Source organism: Plantibacter sp. (assembly GCF_059073635.1).
Window position 1 is genome coordinate 658,485 of the sequence record NZ_JCACOF010000010.1, and the last position, 15,564, is coordinate 674,048.

15 protein-coding genes are annotated in these 15,564 nt (G+C 70.6%); 7 read left to right on the forward strand and 8 right to left on the reverse strand.

The window, feature by feature from the left end; genetic code table 11:
• Positions 1-132: 132 nt before the first annotated feature.
• The gene (locus tag AC5JOC_RS15320) at positions 133-570 is read left to right on the forward strand and encodes a VanZ family protein (protein ID WP_124769897.1); all 438 of its coding nucleotides are present in this window, start codon (positions 133-135) and stop codon (positions 568-570) included.
• Here AC5JOC_RS15320 and AC5JOC_RS15325 read toward each other — a convergent pair.
• The 6 genes from AC5JOC_RS15325 to AC5JOC_RS15350 all read right to left on the reverse strand — a co-directional run bounded on the left by AC5JOC_RS15325 (position 546) and on the right by AC5JOC_RS15350 (position 7,389).
• Positions 546-1,856, reverse strand: a complete 1,311-nt coding sequence (locus AC5JOC_RS15325; RefSeq protein WP_079706870.1) for a UDP-glucose dehydrogenase family protein — start codon at positions 1,854-1,856, stop codon at positions 546-548. The two genes, AC5JOC_RS15320 and AC5JOC_RS15325, sit on opposite strands and share 25 nt — an antisense overlap.
• Positions 1,853-2,500 (reverse strand): thymidine kinase, encoded by a 648-nt coding sequence (locus tag AC5JOC_RS15330; protein WP_079706869.1) that lies wholly within the window; start codon positions 2,498-2,500, stop codon positions 1,853-1,855. Before AC5JOC_RS15330 ends, AC5JOC_RS15325 begins: the two co-directional genes overlap by 4 nt.
• A gap of 71 nt (positions 2,501-2,571) precedes the next feature.
• Positions 2,572-4,038: a malate:quinone oxidoreductase gene (locus AC5JOC_RS15335; protein ID WP_159879674.1), complete on the reverse strand. Its 1,467-nt coding sequence runs from the start codon at positions 4,036-4,038 to the stop codon at positions 2,572-2,574.
• A 117-nt stretch (positions 4,039-4,155) separates the two neighbouring features.
• Positions 4,156-4,887: an SGNH/GDSL hydrolase family protein gene (locus AC5JOC_RS15340; protein WP_138945030.1), complete on the reverse strand. Its 732-nt coding sequence runs from the start codon at positions 4,885-4,887 to the stop codon at positions 4,156-4,158.
• 34 nt (positions 4,888-4,921) lie between these two features.
• Complete coding sequence (locus tag AC5JOC_RS15345; protein WP_192005618.1) at positions 4,922-5,989, reverse strand: aspartate-semialdehyde dehydrogenase; 1,068 nt, start codon at positions 5,987-5,989, stop codon at positions 4,922-4,924.
• Positions 5,990-6,102: 113 nt separating this feature from the next.
• On the reverse strand, positions 6,103-7,389 hold the full coding sequence (locus AC5JOC_RS15350; RefSeq protein WP_079706865.1) for an aspartate kinase: 1,287 nt from the start codon (positions 7,387-7,389) through the stop codon (positions 6,103-6,105).
• Positions 7,390-7,601: 212 nt separating this feature from the next.
• Between AC5JOC_RS15350 and AC5JOC_RS15355 the strand changes: the two genes are divergently transcribed.
• Positions 7,602-8,354: a GNAT family N-acetyltransferase gene (locus AC5JOC_RS15355; protein WP_064296091.1), complete on the forward strand. Its 753-nt coding sequence runs from the start codon at positions 7,602-7,604 to the stop codon at positions 8,352-8,354.
• Positions 8,355-8,618: 264 nt separating this feature from the next.
• Here the strand turns inward: AC5JOC_RS15355 and recR are convergent, their stop codons facing one another.
• Positions 8,619-9,218 carry a recombination mediator RecR gene (gene recR / locus AC5JOC_RS15360; protein WP_056014479.1) on the reverse strand — a complete coding sequence of 200 codons (600 nt, stop codon included), beginning with the start codon at positions 9,216-9,218 and terminating at the stop codon, positions 8,619-8,621.
• Between the two features lie 691 nt (positions 9,219-9,909).
• Positions 9,910-12,024, reverse strand: coding sequence for a DNA polymerase III subunit gamma and tau (locus AC5JOC_RS15365; RefSeq protein WP_494246739.1), 2,115 nt, complete (start codon positions 12,022-12,024; stop codon positions 9,910-9,912).
• Between the two features lie 139 nt (positions 12,025-12,163).
• Between AC5JOC_RS15365 and AC5JOC_RS15370 the strand changes: the two genes are divergently transcribed.
• The 5 genes from AC5JOC_RS15370 to AC5JOC_RS15390 are packed head-to-tail and all read left to right on the forward strand — an operon-like array spanning position 12,164 to position 15,552.
• Entirely contained in the window at positions 12,164-12,460 is a 297-nt protein-coding gene (locus tag AC5JOC_RS15370; RefSeq protein WP_124769903.1) for a hypothetical protein, read from the forward strand.
• A complete protein-coding gene (locus AC5JOC_RS15375) occupies positions 12,457-13,866 on the forward strand; it encodes a hypothetical protein (protein WP_494246740.1) in 1,410 nt (469 codons plus the stop codon). The genes AC5JOC_RS15370 and AC5JOC_RS15375 overlap by 4 nt, the downstream gene beginning before the upstream one ends.
• Entirely contained in the window at positions 13,863-14,468 is a 606-nt protein-coding gene (locus tag AC5JOC_RS15380) for a hypothetical protein (RefSeq protein WP_494246741.1), read from the forward strand. Before AC5JOC_RS15375 ends, AC5JOC_RS15380 begins: the two co-directional genes overlap by 4 nt.
• A complete protein-coding gene (locus AC5JOC_RS15385) occupies positions 14,465-14,923 on the forward strand; it encodes a hypothetical protein (RefSeq protein WP_192005628.1) in 459 nt (152 codons plus the stop codon). The genes AC5JOC_RS15380 and AC5JOC_RS15385 overlap by 4 nt, the downstream gene beginning before the upstream one ends.
• Positions 14,920-15,552: a hypothetical protein gene (locus tag AC5JOC_RS15390; RefSeq protein ID WP_139382532.1), complete on the forward strand. Its 633-nt coding sequence runs from the start codon at positions 14,920-14,922 to the stop codon at positions 15,550-15,552. The genes AC5JOC_RS15385 and AC5JOC_RS15390 overlap by 4 nt, the downstream gene beginning before the upstream one ends.
• The last annotated feature ends 12 nt before the right edge of the window (positions 15,553-15,564 follow it).

Consider the following 15,564-nt stretch of genomic DNA (forward strand, 5'->3'; position numbering starts at 1 on the left):
TCCGAGGGTCGGTGCACGCCCCCTTTCAGGGGTGGACGGCGCACGCGACAACCGGGCTCCACGGCCACTCATGGCCTACGATTGCGGGATGCCGTCAGCACGCTCGTCGACCGATCTGGAGCCGCACCGCAGATGACCCGCACGCCGCGCATCGTGATCGGGATCCTGCTGCTGCTCTGCCTGTGCGTCATGCTCGGCATCGCGTTCTGGCCCACGCCCGTCGACGCCGACGGCCGCACGACGCTGCTCGCGATCCTCGACCGATTACAGGCCGCGGGCGCGCCGGACTGGTTCGACTACCGCTTCGTCGAATCGGCCGCGAACGTCGTGCTGTTCATCCCACTCGGCGCCCTGCTCGCCCTGGAGCTGCCCCTGCGGCTCTGGTGGATCGCACCGCTGACGACGACCCTGTTCTCGGTCGCGATCGAACTCGGACAGACCCTGCTCCCCGAGCGCGTCGCGACGATCGCCGACGTCTACGCCAATGCGGCCGGAGGGCTGCTCGGCGCGACGATCGTGCTCGTCGTCCGGCTACTCGTCGCCGGTCACGGGCGACCGAGACCGACGTAACGCCACCCGGCGCCCCGCCAGGCGTCCACGTCGAGGCAGTTGCGTCCGTCCACGATCGTCTTGCCCGCGGTCAACTCGGCGACGGCCGAGGGGTCCAGGGCGCGGAACGCCTTCCACTCGGTCACGACGACGACGATGTCCGCGTCCGTCACGGCCTGCTCGGCCGAGTCTGCGAACGTCAGCTGCGGGTGGAGTCGACGCGCGTTGGGGACCGCTTCCGGATCGAAGGCGAGCACCTCCGCACCCAGGCCGTTGAGGCCGACGGCGACGTCGAGGGCCGGCGAGTCGCGGACGTCGTCGCTGTCGGGCTTGAAGGCGAGCCCGAGCACCGCGACCCGCTTCCGGTAGGCGCTCCCGCCGAGCTCCTCGACGACGAGGTCGATGACGCGCTGACGGCGACGCAGGTTGATCGCGTCGACCTCCTTGAGGAACGCCACCGACTCGCCACGACCGAGCTCCTCGGCACGAGCGGTGAAGGCCCGGATGTCCTTCGGCAGGCATCCGCCGCCGAACCCGACACCGGCGTTGAGGAAGCGGCGGCCGATCCGGGCGTCGTAGCCGATCGCGTCGGCGAGCTCCGTGACGTCGGCGTCGGTGACCTCGGCGATCTCCGCCATCGCGTTGATGAAGGAGATCTTCGTGGCGAGGAACGCGTTCGCCGCGACCTTCACGAGCTCCGCGGTCGAGTAGCCGGTGGCGACGAGCGGCGTGCCGGTCGAGAGCGCCTGGGCGTAGACCTCGTCGAAGGCGGCTCGCGCGACGGCGGCGTCCTCCGGAGCCGGCGGCAGCCCGTACACGAGTCGGTCGGGCGCGATGGTGTCCTGCACGGCGAAGCCTTCCCGCAGGAACTCCGGGTTCCAGGCGAGCACGGCGCCGGTGGGGGCGACGAGTTCCGCAAGGCGCGCAGCGGTGCCGACGGGGACGGTCGACTTGCCGACGACGACGTCACCAGCCGACAGGTGCGGCAGGAGGGCCGTCACCGCAGCGTCCACGTAGCGCAGGTCGGCCGCGTTGGAGCCGGCCTTCTGCGGCGTACCGACTGCGACGAAGTGCATGGTCGCCCCGGCCGCGTCGGCCATGTCCGTGCTGAAGCGCAGGCGGCCCGACTCGACGCCGGCCAGCAGCAGCTCCGGCAGACCGGGCTCGAAGATCGGCGAGCGTCCGGCGGCGAGCGCCTCGATCTTGGCCGGGTCGACGTCGATACCGACGACCTCGTGCCCGATCGACGCCATGGCGGCCGCGTGCACGGCCCCGAGGTAGCCGCAGCCGATGACGGAGAGCTTCATGCGTGTGATCCTTCGCTGATGGGACGAACGGTGGGTGTGCTGGACAGTCGACCGCCGGACTCCTGCAGGTAGCAGACGCCGCAGAGCGATTCGTAGGTGACGGTGGTGCCGTCGATGGCGACCTGGTCGCCGTCGAACACGAAGGTGTCGCCGAACCGGCGGCCGTTGAAGATCGCCTTCCGACCGCACCGGCAGATCGTCTTGAGTTCTTCGAGGCTGTGGGCGACTTCGAGGAGACGCCGGCTCCCGGGGAACGCGACGGTCTGGAAGTCGGTCCGGATGCCGTAGGCGAGCACCGGGATGCCCTCGAGCAACGCGATGCGCAGGAGGTCGTCGACCTGCTCCCCGTGGAGGAACTGGGCCTCGTCGACGAGCAGGCAGCTGACGTCCTGGCCGGTCTCCTGCACGACCCGGCGACGGTGCTCCGCGAACACCCGGACGGCGTCGTCGTCAGGACCGAGCAGGAAGTCGGCGTCGCGGGTCACGCCGAGGCGACTGACGATGGCGGCGTCGCCCTTCGTGTCGAGGGACGGCTTGGCGAGGAGGACGCGGTGGCCGCGCTCCTCGTAGTTGAACGCCGCCTGGAGCAAAGCGGTGCTCTTGCCGGAGTTCATCGCCCCGTATCGGAAGTACAGTTTCGCCACCAGGCAAGCTTAGGGTCCCAAGCTTCACCTGTCGCATCCGACGACGGACCGGGCGAGCGCCCGTGGGGCGGCTACAGCGAGATGTCGAGGGCCTCGGCGGTGCTCTCGAGGACCTTCGCGGCCGTCGCGGGGACGTCGTTCAGCGTCGAACCGTAGGTCGGGATCATCTCGCGGAGCCTCGGCTCCCACGCGGTCATCCGGTCGGGGAAGCACTTGCGCAGGACGTCGAGCATGATCGGTACGGCCGTCGACGCGCCGGGAGAAGCGCCGAGCAGTCCCGCGATCGTGCCGTCCGCACCCGTGATGACCTCGGTGCCGAACTGCAGGACGCCGCCCTTGGCCTTGTCCTTCTTCATCACCTGGGCGCGCTGCCCGGCCTCGATGAGGTACCAGTCCTCGTCCTTCGCCGTCGGCAGGAACTCGCGGAGGCTGTCCATCTTCTGCTTCCGGGACTGCAGGAGCTGCCCGACGAGGTACGTGATGAGACTCGGGTTGTCCTTCGCGACCGCCAGCATCGGGAGGAGGTTGTGCGGGCGCACCTGGGTGACGAGGTCGAGCATCGATCCGCGCTTGAGGAACTTCGGGCTGAACGTCGCGTACGGGCCGAAGAGGAGGCTCGCCTGACCGTCGACGACGCGGGTGTCGAGGTGCGGGACCGACATCGGCGGGGCACCGACCGAGGCCTGGCTGTAGACCTTGGCCTGGTGCTTCGAGACCACCGCGGGGTTGTCGGTGCGGAGGAACTGCCCGCCGATGGGGAAGACGCCGTAGCCCTTGATCTCGGGGATGCCGGACTTCTGCAACAGCTTGAGCGCCCATCCGCCGGCACCGACGAAGACGAAGCGGGCGTTGATCTCCATCGGTGAACGACCGAGGGTCTGGCGGCCACGGATGCGCCATGTGCCGTCCTTCAGCCGCTTGAGCGACCGGACCTCGTGGTTGGTGCGGACGTGCGTGTTCGGTGCTGCACCGAAGAGCTTGTGCGTGAGCGAACCGAAGTCGACGTCGGTGCCCGCGGTGATCCGGGTGGCCGCGATGCGTTCGCCGACGGCACGACGGTTGATGAGGAGTGGAGCCCACTCGGCGATGACGGCCGGGTCCTCCGAGAACTCGATGCCGGCGAAGAGCGGCTGATCCTTCAGCGCCTCGTAGCGCTTCCGCAGGTATTCGACGTCCTTCTCGCCGCGCACGAAGGTCATGTGCGGGGTCGGGTTGATGAAGGTGTCGGGTGCGCCGAGCAGGCCCTCCTCGACGAGGTGGGACCAGAACTGGCGGCTGAGCTGGAACTGCTCGTTGATGCCGATGGCCTTCGCCGGGTCGACCTGGCCGTGGGCGTCCTGCGGCATGTAGTTGAGCTCGCACAGCGCGGCGTGGCCCGTCCCGGCGTTGTTCCACGGGTTGGAGCTCTCGAGTGCGACGTCGCTCAGGCGCTCGTACACCTCGACCTTCCAGTCAGGCTGCACCTGGTGGATGAGGGCGGCGAGCGTGGCGCTCATGATGCCACCACCAATGAGGGCTACGTCGATGGTTTCGGTCACCAGAGCAGTCTAGTCGCGGCGAGGCCCGAGCTCTCCACCCGCGTGCTGTCGCTGATCGCGTGCCGTGAGATCGCTCGATGTCGAGACACTTCGGGCCGCCTGCGGTGACCGCCGGACTCAGCGTCCGGGGAGCGCGGGGGTGAGGGCGTCGAGCTCCTCGAGCATGCGCTGCGCGAGGTGCGCATACCCGGCGTCGCTCGGGTGGAGGCCGTCGGCGGAGATCCACGTCGCCGGGTCCTCGTCCAGCCAGTGCGACGCCCCGGAGATGTAGTCGGCCCCGATGGTGTCGGCGGCGTCGTGCACCCATCCGATGATCTGTTCGACGGACGCCGGTCGCTCAGCGGTGTACCACCAGGGCTCCACCACGATGATGCGGGTGCCGGGCAGCCCGTCACGCAGCCGTTGGAACTCCGGCAGGATCGCCTCCTGGATCGCCTGCTCGTTGCCGGTCCACTCGAAGTTGTCGTTGATGCCGAGCGCGACGATGAGGACCTCGGGGTGCTGCGCGATGACGTCGGCCGTGACGTCACCGACCTTGTCGCGCTTGCGGACGAAGCCGAGACCCGGGTAGCCGGCGTTGTACTCCGTCCAGCCTTCAGCCTTCGCGACGAGCGAAGACCAGCGCGCGGCGGGCGACGACGCTGCCGAGCCCTTCGTGTACGAGTCGCCGTAGAACGCGACGAGCGGTCCGACGGCGACCTCGGAGCCGGAGGTGTCGGCGCGGGCGACCGTCGTCTGCTGGACGTCGGCACGCAGACCGCTCACGGTGATCACCGCGGTGACGGCGATGGCCGCCGCGATGAACGCGGCCAACCACCGTCGGCGCAGGCGTGGTCGCTGGCGGGCCATGTCGTCGTCCCCGATCGGGTGGAGGGAGGGCCGGTCAGACCGCGGCGGGCTGTGCGAGCAGCTCGGCGGCGACGATCTCGGCGATCTGCACCGCGTTGAGGGCGGCGCCCTTGCGGAGGTTGTCGTTCGAGATGAACAGGGCGAGACCCTTGCCGGCCGGCGCGCTCTGGTCCGGACGGATGCGCCCCACGAACGACGGGTCTGCACCGGCGGCCTCGAGCGGCGTCGGCACGTCCGACAGCTGGACGCCCGGGGCGTCGCTGAGCAGTTCGATCGCGCGTTCCGGCGACAGGTCGCGCGAGAACTCGGCGTTGATCGACAGCGAGTGGCCCGTGAACACGGGCACGCGCACGCAGGTGCCCGACACGAGCAGCTCGGGGAGCTCGAGGATCTTCCGGCTCTCGTTGCGGAGCTTCTTCTCCTCGTCGGTCTCGCCCAGTCCGTCGTCGACGATCGAACCGGCGAGCGGGATGACGTCGAAGGCGATCGGGGCGACGTACTTCTCGGGGGCCGGGAAGTCGATCGCCGAACCGTCGTGGACGAGTCGGGTGAGGTCGCCCTGGGCGACCGCGGCCTCGATCTGGCCGGCGAGTTCAGCCGCACCGGCGAGCCCGGAACCGGAGACGGCCTGGTAGGTGTTGACGATGAGGCGGGTGAGCCCGGCCTCGGCGTCGAGGACCTTGAGGACCGGCATGGCCGCCATGGTCGTGCAGTTGGGGTTCGCGACGATGCCCTTGACCGCGTCCTTGATGGCGTGCGGGTTCACCTCGCTGACGACGAGCGGGACCTCGGGGTCCATCCGCCACGCGCTCGAGTTGTCGATGACGAGCGCACCGGCAGCCGCGAACCGCGGAGCCTGCGTACGGGAGCCGGTGGCACCGGCCGAGAACAGGGCGATGTCGATGCCGCTCGGGTCGGCCGTCTCGACGTCCTCGACCACGATGTCCTGGCCACGGAACGGGAGCGTCGTGCCCGCCGAGCGAGCCGTCGCGAAGAAGCGGATCTCGCTGATCGGGAACTCGCGTTCCTCCAGCAGGCGGCGCATGACCTTGCCGACCTGACCGGTCGCTCCGACGACACCGACACGTACACCGTTGCTCATGGGGATTCCTCTGGTTTCAGGGGGTTGTTGTGAACCATCTTGCATCAGGATCGGCGGGATCCCGCCCGTCGGTCCGTGGTCGGCTTGGTTCCGGAGCCTGTGGACGAGCCTGCTCAGCGGCCGGTGCCGCCGTGGACGACGGCTTCGTCCTCGCCGTCGAGACCGAACGCGGAGTGGACCACGTTGGCGGCCTTGTTGAGGGTGTCGGCACGCGTCACGACCGAGATGCGGATCTCGCTGGTGGAGATCATCTCGATGTTGATGCCCGCTGCGCTCAGCGCCTCGAAGAGCTTCGCCGAGACGCCGGTGTTCGTGCGCATGCCGGCCCCGACGAGGGCGAGCTTGCCGATCTGGTCGTCGTGCTGGATGGCCGAGAAGCCCACCCGCTCCTGCTCGGCCGCGAGCGCGCGGAGGACCTGCTGCGCCTCGGGCTTCGGCAGGGTGAACGAGATGTCGGTGACGCCGGAGACGGCGGTCGACACGTTCTGGACGATCATGTCGACGTTGCCGCCCGACTTCGCGACGATCGTGAAGATCTCCGCCGCCTTGCCCGGCAGGTCGGGGACACCGACGACGGTGATCTTGGCTTCGCTGAGGTCGGTCGCGACTCCGGCGACGATGGGCTGCTCCATGGGTGCCTCACCTGCTCCTGGGTTGTTGCGGCTCGCGTCGTTGAGGACGAGCGTGCCTTCGTTGTTGTTGAAGGACGACCGGACGTGGAGCGTCACGCCGTGGCGGCGTGCGTACTCGACGGCGCGGATGTAGAGGACCTTGGCGCCCGAGGCCGCGAGCTCCAGCATCTCCTCGCTGGAGATGCGGTCGATCTTCCGGGCTTTCGGGACGACGCGGGGGTCGGAGGTGAAGATGCCGTCGACGTCGGTGTAGATCTCGCAGACGTCGGCGTCGAGGGCTGCGGCGAGCGCGACGGCCGTGGTGTCGGAGCCGCCGCGACCGAGCGTGGTGATGTCGCGGGTGTCGCGGTTGAAGCCCTGGAAGCCGGCGACGATGACGATGGCGCCGTCGTCGAGGGCCTCGCGCAGGCGCACGGGGGTGACGTCGACGATGCGCGCGGCGCCGTGCTGGGCGTCGGTGATCATGCCGGCCTGGCTGCCGGTGAAGGAGCGTGCGACGTAGCCCATGCTGCTGATCGCCATCGCGAGGAGCGCCATCGAGATGCGCTCGCCGCTGGACAGCAGCATGTCGAGTTCGCGGGGCGCCGGGATGGGCGTCACCTCGTGGGCGAGGTCGAGCAGTTCGTCGGTCGTGTCGCCCATCGCCGAGACGGCGACGACGACCTCGTTGCCCGCCTTGCGGGTCTCCACGATGCGCTTCGCCACGCGCTTGATGCTCTCGGCGTCCGCGACGGAGGACCCGCCGAACTTCTGCACGATCAATGCCATCGGATCTCCTGGGGAAGTCGGTGCGGGCACGAGCGGCCCAGCGATCATCCTACCCATCCGGGCATTCCGCGCCGTTCATGTGACGAAGGGCACCCTCACCCGCTCCGGGGCAGGAGATCCGCCCCGCAGCAGGACGCTTCGGCCCGTCCGGTCCTGCTGTCGGGCCGATCTCCTGCGGTGGGGAGACGGGTGGGCCTCGGTAGGGTTGGCCTATGCAGCAGGAAGACGCGCGGGTGCTCGCGACGGTGCGACGCCTCTGGCAGGGGCTCGCCTCGCCGACCGCGCGGTTCTCCGCCGGCCGGGTCGCCGTCGTCGTGAACGCCGGCTCGATGGCGTGCCCGCCCGGATGGATCGGCGTCGTCGAGATCGACGGCAGCGCCCTGGCGATCGTGCCCGACGAGGACACCGCCAGGCGGCTCGCCATCGAGGACGAGTCACCGAGGAGCGTCGGAACGGTCGAGTTCCTCCGCTCGCGGGTGCAGGTCGCCGAGGTGCTCGGGCCGGCGACCCTCGACTACCTGCTGCCCGGGCGGTTCCGACCGGCCGAGGAGATCGACGTCGTGGCGAGCAAGGCGAGTGACCCCGCCATCGAGTCGCTGCTGTCGAAGGTGGGCGACGACGAAGCCTCGGAGAGCGGGATCTTCGGCATCACCTCGCCGCTGTTCTCGGTGCGCGAGCACGGACGGGTCCTCGCCGTCGCCGGCTACCGGTCGTGGCCGTTGGGCGTCGCGCACGTGACCGCGTTGACCGCCCCGGAGGCTCGCGGGACCGGTCTCGCGACCCGGCTCGCCTCGACCGCGGTCGAACACGCCCTCGCGGCCGGACTCCTCCCCCAGTGGCGGGCCGCCGACACGAACCCCGGCTCACGCGCCGTCGCCCGCAAGCTCGGCTTCTCCGCGATCGGCCGACAGCTGTCGGCCCGGCCGGTGGTCGCCGAGTGGCCGGCGCCCTCCGCCGACGCCTGAGGCGCGCCCGGCTGCCCCAACTCAGGAGTCCCTCGGCACGGCGGAACCCACCAGCCGCGACACACCGGCCGACTCCTGAGAAAGGGACCGACCGGACGCAGACCCCTCGCCCGGCAAGCAGACCCGAGCCTGACGGCGGCACAGCTGCCCTAACTCAGGAGTCCGTCGGCACGGCGCAACCCACCAGCCGCGACACACCGGCCGACTCCTGAGAAAGGACCGATGGCAAAAAAGGGGTGGAGGGGCGGACGACGGGGCGGGGTGTCAGCCGCTGACGACGGTGCGACCCTCGAAGGCACGACCGAGGGTGACCTCGTCGGCGTACTCGAGGTCGCCGCCGACGGGGAGGCCGGAGGCGAGGCGCGTGATGCGGATGCCCATCGGGAGGAGCAGCCGACTGAGGTAGGTGGCGGTCGCCTCCCCCTCGAGGTTCGGGTCGGTCGCGATGATGACTTCGGTGACGGTGCCGTCGGCGAGGCGCTGCATGAGACGACGGATGTTCAGGTCGTCGGGACCGACACCGTCGATCGGGCTGATGGCGCCGCCGAGCACGTGGTAGAAGCCGCGGAACTCACGCGTGCGCTCGATGGCGACGACGTCCTTCGGTTCTTCGACGACGCAGATCAGGGCCGGGTTGCGACGCGGGTCGCGGCACACGCTGCAGAGGTTCTGCTCGGAGATGTTGCCGCAGATCTCACAGAACTTGACCTTCTCGCGGACGACGGTGAGCAGCTCGGCGAGCTTCGACACGTCGAACGACTCCGTCTGGAGGATGTGGAACGCGATGCGCTGCGCCGACTTCGGACCGATACCGGGCAGCCGCCCGAACTCGTCGATCAGATCTTGGACGATTCCCTCGTACATGGCCTACCGCCCTCCGGAGCGCGGCTCGTGCGGCTGCTCCTCGATGAATGTGGCGCCGAGAAGCTCGCGGACGACGCTCTCGCCGTACCGGTTGTCGCCCGCGGGGTGGGACGTCGGCACCGGGGGCGCCTGGCGCATCCGGACCGGGGGCTGCGGGCGCTGCTCGGCGACCGGGGCCGCAGGCGGTGCGGCCTGCGGGGAGCCTGCAGGAGCTGCGGATGGCGCGACGGCCGCTGGGGATGGAGCAGGGGCCGACGACTCGAACGGGTCGGGGTAGGGCGGCTCGTCGTCCGGCGGCGGTGCGTCGTCGTCGGACGGGATCGAGACGACGTCCCACGTGACGGTGCGCGAGCCGAGCGCGTCGCCGTTGGACGGGCCTCGGGCGGGTGCCTGCTGGCGCGGCGGGGTCGACGGCTGCCGCTGCGCGGGTGAGCCGGCCGGCGTCCCGGGGGCTCCGGATGCGGTGGGTCGCCCGGGCTGCCCTTCGACAGGCTCAGGGACCGGAGACGGCTGCGTCGACGAGGCAGGCTCGGACGCGGACGTGGGCCCTTCGACAGGCTCAGGGACCGGAGACGGCTGCGTCGACGAAGCGGGCGCGGGCGATGACGTGGGCCCTTCGACAGGCTCAGGGGCCGGGGACGGCTGGGTCGACGAGGCAGTCGCAGCAGACGACGTGGGCCCTTCGACAGGTTCAGGGACCGAGGACGGGCGGGTCGCCGGGGCAGACACCGAAGACGAGTCGGGTCCGTCGACCGGCTCGGGCTCGTCGGCCGGCGGCGCGACCGTCGCCCACGAGGAGGCGGAGACGGAGGTCTGCTCCTCGACGGGCTCGGGGGCGGCGACCGCACGAGCCGCCGGGGTAGCGGGCGATGACGCAGCGAGCTGACGGCTCGGCGTCGGCCGGCGCAGCGGAGGTGGGCTCGCCGCCGGCGGGAGCGACGGTGGGCCACGACGAGCGGGCTCCCGACCCGCCGCTGCTGTCTGACGACGACGGGGCTGCGGGGGCGGGGACGGTCTGCGGCAGGCTCGGGGTCGACCAGGCGGACGAGTCCGACGACGGAGCGCCGGTGGCGGGCGCAGTTGCCCGCGGTGCCGGCGGCTCGTCGGCACCGGCGACCTTGGCGAGGTACTTCACCCGCACGCCGAGGACGTCGAGGACCGCCGTGCGCAGGACCTCAGCGACACCGGTGCCGGGGGCGTGACGTGCCTTGAAGTCGTTGAGGTCGCTGTTGTTCGCGAAGACGAGCGTGAGGACGTCGTCGTCCGAGTACCCGCCGACCTGGGTGTTGACGACGATCATCCAGGCCTTGCGGTCGGCCTTCTCGACGCGCGCCACGATCTCGGGCCAGGCGTCGCGGATGTGCTGCAGGGTGACCGGGCCGACCCGAGGGGCGGCGGGGGTCGGTGCGGCGGTCTGCGCGTGGTCAGGTTCCTGCGCCGGTCGACGGTCGGGGGCCGCGGATGCTGTCGAGGCAGCGGCCGGGGCGGGAGCAGGGGTGGAGCTCGCCGCCGTGCTCGCGGGGACAGCACCGGCAGAGACCGGAGCGCCGGCAGAGGCTGCAGCGCGGTCGGCGACCACGGGCTGCGTCGAGGCCGCGGGCTGCGCCGAGACCGCGGCCTGGCCGCCCTCGGCGGCAGCACCCTCGACGCCGATGCGACGCTCGAGCCGCTCCACCCGGGCCAATGCACCACGAGCGGAGTCGTCGGCTGCGGGCACGAGGATGCGCGCCATCATGAGCTCGAGGTGGAGCCGGGGCGACGTCGCGCCCGTCATCTGGGTGAGCGCCTCGTTCACGACGTCGGCCGTGCGGGACAGCTCGGCGATGCCGAACGCCCGCGCCTGGGCGAGCATCTTGTCGAGTTCGTCCTGCGGGAGCCCGCGGAGGACCGCCGCCGCGTTCTCGCCCGTGGCGGCCACGACGATGAGGTCGCGGAGTCGCTCGAGCAGGTCGTCGACGAAGCGGCGTGGGTCTTGGCCGGTCTGGATGACGCGGTCGACGGTGCTGAAGGCGGCACCGGAGTCGCGGGCGGCCAGGGCGTCGACCACTTCGTCGAGCAGGGCCGTGTGGGTGTAGCCGAGCAGGGCGACCGCGCGCTCGTAGTCGACGGAGTCGCCCTCGGAGCCGGCCATCAGCTGGTCGAGCAGGGACAGCGTGTCGCGGGCGGAACCGCCACCGGCCCGGACGACGAGCGGCAGCACGCCGGCCTCGACACCCACGTGCTCGCTCTCGCACAGCTGCTGGACGTAGTCGAGCATCTGCGCCGGCGGGATGAGCCGGAAGGGGTAGTGGTGGGTGCGGGAGCGGATCGTGCCGATCACCTTGTCGGGCTCGGTCGTCGCGAAGATGAACTTCACGTGCTCCGGCGGCTCCTCGACGATCTTCAGCAGGGCGTTGAACCCCTGCGGGGTGACCATGTGCGCCTCGTCGAGGATGAAGATCTTGTAGCGGTCGCGCGCGGGCGCGAAGATCGCGCGCTCGCGGAGGTCGCGGGCGTCGTCGACACCGTTGTGGCTGGCCGCGTCGATCTCGACGACGTCGAGCGAGCCGGAGCCGTCGCGGGAGAGGTCGACGCAGCTCGCGCAGACGCCGCACGGGGTGTCGGTCGGGCCCTCGGCGCAGTTGAGGCAGCGGGCGAGGATGCGAGCGGACGTCGTCTTGCCGCAACCGCGTGGACCGCTGAACAGGTACGCGTGGTTGACGCGGTTGGTGCGCAGGGCCGTCATGAGGGGATCGGTCACCTGCGCCTGACCGATCAAGTCGGCGAACGTCTCGGGCCGATACCGGCGATACAGAGCTGTGACCACCCACCAATGGTAGCCGTCGCCCCCGACATCGGAGCCGGCTTCCCGGCAGGACCGGTCGGCCCCGCACGGTGGGGAGTTCTCCCCATCGAGGCCGTCCCCGTCGCTTCCTAGAATGGTCAGCGCCACCAGAGAGGACCAGATGGAACAGTTCACGGTCGACACGGCCCTCATCAGGGACACGACAGCCAACCTCACCGTCATCCAGAGCGAGTTCGACGCCGCGGAGAAGCACACCGCGTCGGCCGCCGACGTGATCCCCCACGAGCTCCTCGCCCGGACCCTCCAGGAGTTCTCGAGCGGCTGGGACACCAGGCGCTCGGAGTTCTCGGAGGCGATCACCACCCTGAACGGGATGGGCACGGCGATCGCCGACCACTTCGAAGGCTGGGAGGCCGACCAGGCCGCAGCCGCCGGCGGAGACGGAGACGAAGGATGAGCCCGATCCCCGGCGACCCCGGTTCCATCCGCACCTGGGCGACCACCTACGGCGGGATCGCCGACACCATCGTCGAGGCCTCCTCGCAGCTGCAGTCGCTGGAACTGGGCGAACAGACGAGCATCGCGGTCATCGAGTACCACGACAACGCGCAGTACCTCGGGGAGAACATCGCGCTCACGGAGCCCCGCTACCGCGCGGTCCACGAGGCGCTCACGTTCTACGCCGACGAGCTCGAGGCAGCCCAGCAGACCGAGCGCGACGCGATCGCCGCGGCGGAGGCCGCGGAGACCGAGCACGCGAGCGCGAACAGCGACTACCTGACGAAGTGGGAGGCCGCGGACACGGCGGCCCACGATCCGGCTGCCACCGACGCCGCGGAGACGAGGGCCGCCTCCGACACCGCCTGGTATCGACTGGAAGAGGCCCGCATCGCGCAGGGGCAGGCCCAGGTGGACCTCGAGAACGCCCAGATCCGCGCCGAGAACGCCGGACGCACCGCCGCCTCGATGATCACCACGGCCGTCGACGGCGACGGCATGAACGACACCTGGTGGGACGACTGGGGGAAGGGCCTCTACGACGTCCTCTCGGTGGTCGGCATGGTCATCGTCGGAGTCGTCGCCGTCGTCGCGATCGTCGGCCTCGTCCTCGCGACGATCGGTACCGCCGGTATCGCGCTTCCGGCCGCCGTCGTCGCCGCCGTCGGGGTCGTCGCCGCTGCCGGTGTGGGCATCGCCGCCCTCATGGGCCTGATGACGGGCGGTGCGATGCTGTCGGGCGAGAAGGGCTTGGAGAACCAGCTCATGTGGGACGCGATCGGGTTGCTGCCCTTCTCGAAGTTCCTCAAGGGCCCGATCGCGAAGGTGCTGCGGAACATGGACCTGCCGGCGACCGGGCCAGGCTCGCTCGCCGGCGCGCCCCGCATCTCCGGCACGACGCCGACCACCAACCGCTTCATCGACGCCGCCGGGCGTGGTGGCGAGACGCAGAAGGCCGCCGTCGAGTTCTACCTCGACAACCAGGTGGACATCTTCGCCTCGGTCGGGCTGGAGGCAGGTCAGAACATCACCGCGGGAACGCCGTCCCTGCTGCCCGACCTCACCCCGAACGACCAGGCGCCGAACGCCCACCAGGAGGGATGGCACCCCGGCGACTCGCAGTACGTGCCGCCGGACGAGTACCGCCTCGACCCGTTGGTGCCCGACTTCGGCACGCCGTCGACCGTGTTCGGTGGTGGCGGCAATGGGACCGGTGTACAGCCGCCGCCGACGGTCAGCCCGTACCCGCTCACCCTGCCGGGCTCCTCGCCGGTCGTCCCCGGCGGTCAGACCTACGGCCCGGCGAACCCGACCGTGCCGGACACCGGCACTGGCACGGGCACGGGCACGGACGGTCAGGGATGACCGCGCCGACCCCGTCCGTGATCACCGTCCGCCTCGACGGCGTCGACCTCGACCGCTGGATCTGGGTTCCGCACGCCTGGCCCTACGAGGGGTTCACCGACCCGCGGGGCTGGGCGGACGCCGCGGCGAAGCGTGTCGCACGCCGGTCAGGGTTCGCCTTCGTGAAACGAGCCGCGCTCCGCGACGACCTCATCGAGATGTCGAGGAGCCGGGACAGCGTCGGCGCTCATTGGACGGTCGCCTACGCCCCGGACCTCAGCCGCCCGGCGCGCATCGCCCGCATCGAGGTGCACGACAGCCGCGTGGGGACGTACCGGAGTCTCGAGCAGTTCATGCAGCTCGACACCCCGGGTCTCGAGGGCCCACCGGTCGTCGAACCGTTCGTGTCGCCCCACCTCGGCGAGGGCATCACGGCGATCATGCACCAGCGGAACGCCGACCGGACGCTCTCCGCAGTGCGCTCGTACGGCTGGACCCTCCCCACCTGCTGGGTGTCGATGTACTACGCCGACTTCGACCTCGGGTTGATGGAGCGCCTGCGGCCCGAGTTCGATGCGCTGGCACGGGCGTTGCAGGTCGACGAGCAGGTCGTCGACTCGTGAGTTCGACGCGACCCTCCCATCCGAGCGGTGCGGGCGTCCGAGCGGTTCCGCGGCGGACACAGCTCGCCCTCGCCGTCCTCGGCCTGACGATCGTCGGCTGGCTCGTCGGCTGCGTCGTGCCGCTCGCGTTCTCCAGCGCGGGGTCCGTCCCCTGGACGCCGTCGCCGGTCTGGTACCTGGTCGTGCCCGTCCTGTTCCTCGTGGCCTCGATCGAGTTGTCCTGGTGGGCTCGACACCGACGCACGGCTCAAGCGTTCGCAAGCGTGATCAGTGGCCTGCAGCTGGCGGCGATCCTCATCTGCCTGCGGGTCGCGGACGCACGCCCGCTCGACGCCGCATGGCCGCACGACCTCAGCACGGCGGTCTGGATCGGCATCGGGTGCATGATCGTCGGCCAGGGGTTCGCGTACCTCGCCGAGCGCTCGGCCGCTCGTCACCGCGGGGTGGTCTCGTGAGCGTTGCTCGTCGCTACCGGTTCGTCCTCCCGGCCGGTTGGGGGTATCTGGCTGCTTCGGAGAGCGTGGAGGCCGCCGTCGCCAGACTGGTTCCGGACGACGGACCCACCGCCGGACGGGCCGCCCTCGCCAAGCTCCGCCCCGTCCTCCGTCAACAGTTGCGATCACTCCGCGGTCGAACCGTCGCGAGCGGCGGCGTCGACATCCTGCTGCCGGTCGCCCCTCGTGCCGGCGCCATCATCCCGGCGAACATCGTGATCGCACGGCCCGGTGCCGAGGAACGGTCGGAGTACGCATCCGGCGGGCTCCCCACCGGATGGGCGTCGGCGGAGGGAGGCGCTGATCGCTCCGAACGCCGCGCCGACCTCATCGGCGAGCTGCCCGTGACCCGCCACCTCCGGGTGCGCCGGGAACAGACCGACGAAGCCGGCACGACCGCCGACCTCATCCGAGTCGACTACTTCATCCCGGTCTCGCCGGAACGCGAACGCGAGCTCGCGCTCATCGTCAGCGCGACGGTGCTCGGCCGGGTCGGCGACGAACGCCTCCCGCCGTCGACGGTCGAGGTGCTCGTGACGCTCGTCGACGCGATCATCCACACCTTCCAGTGGGAGGAACCGCCCCGCTGAACCGCCCCGTGG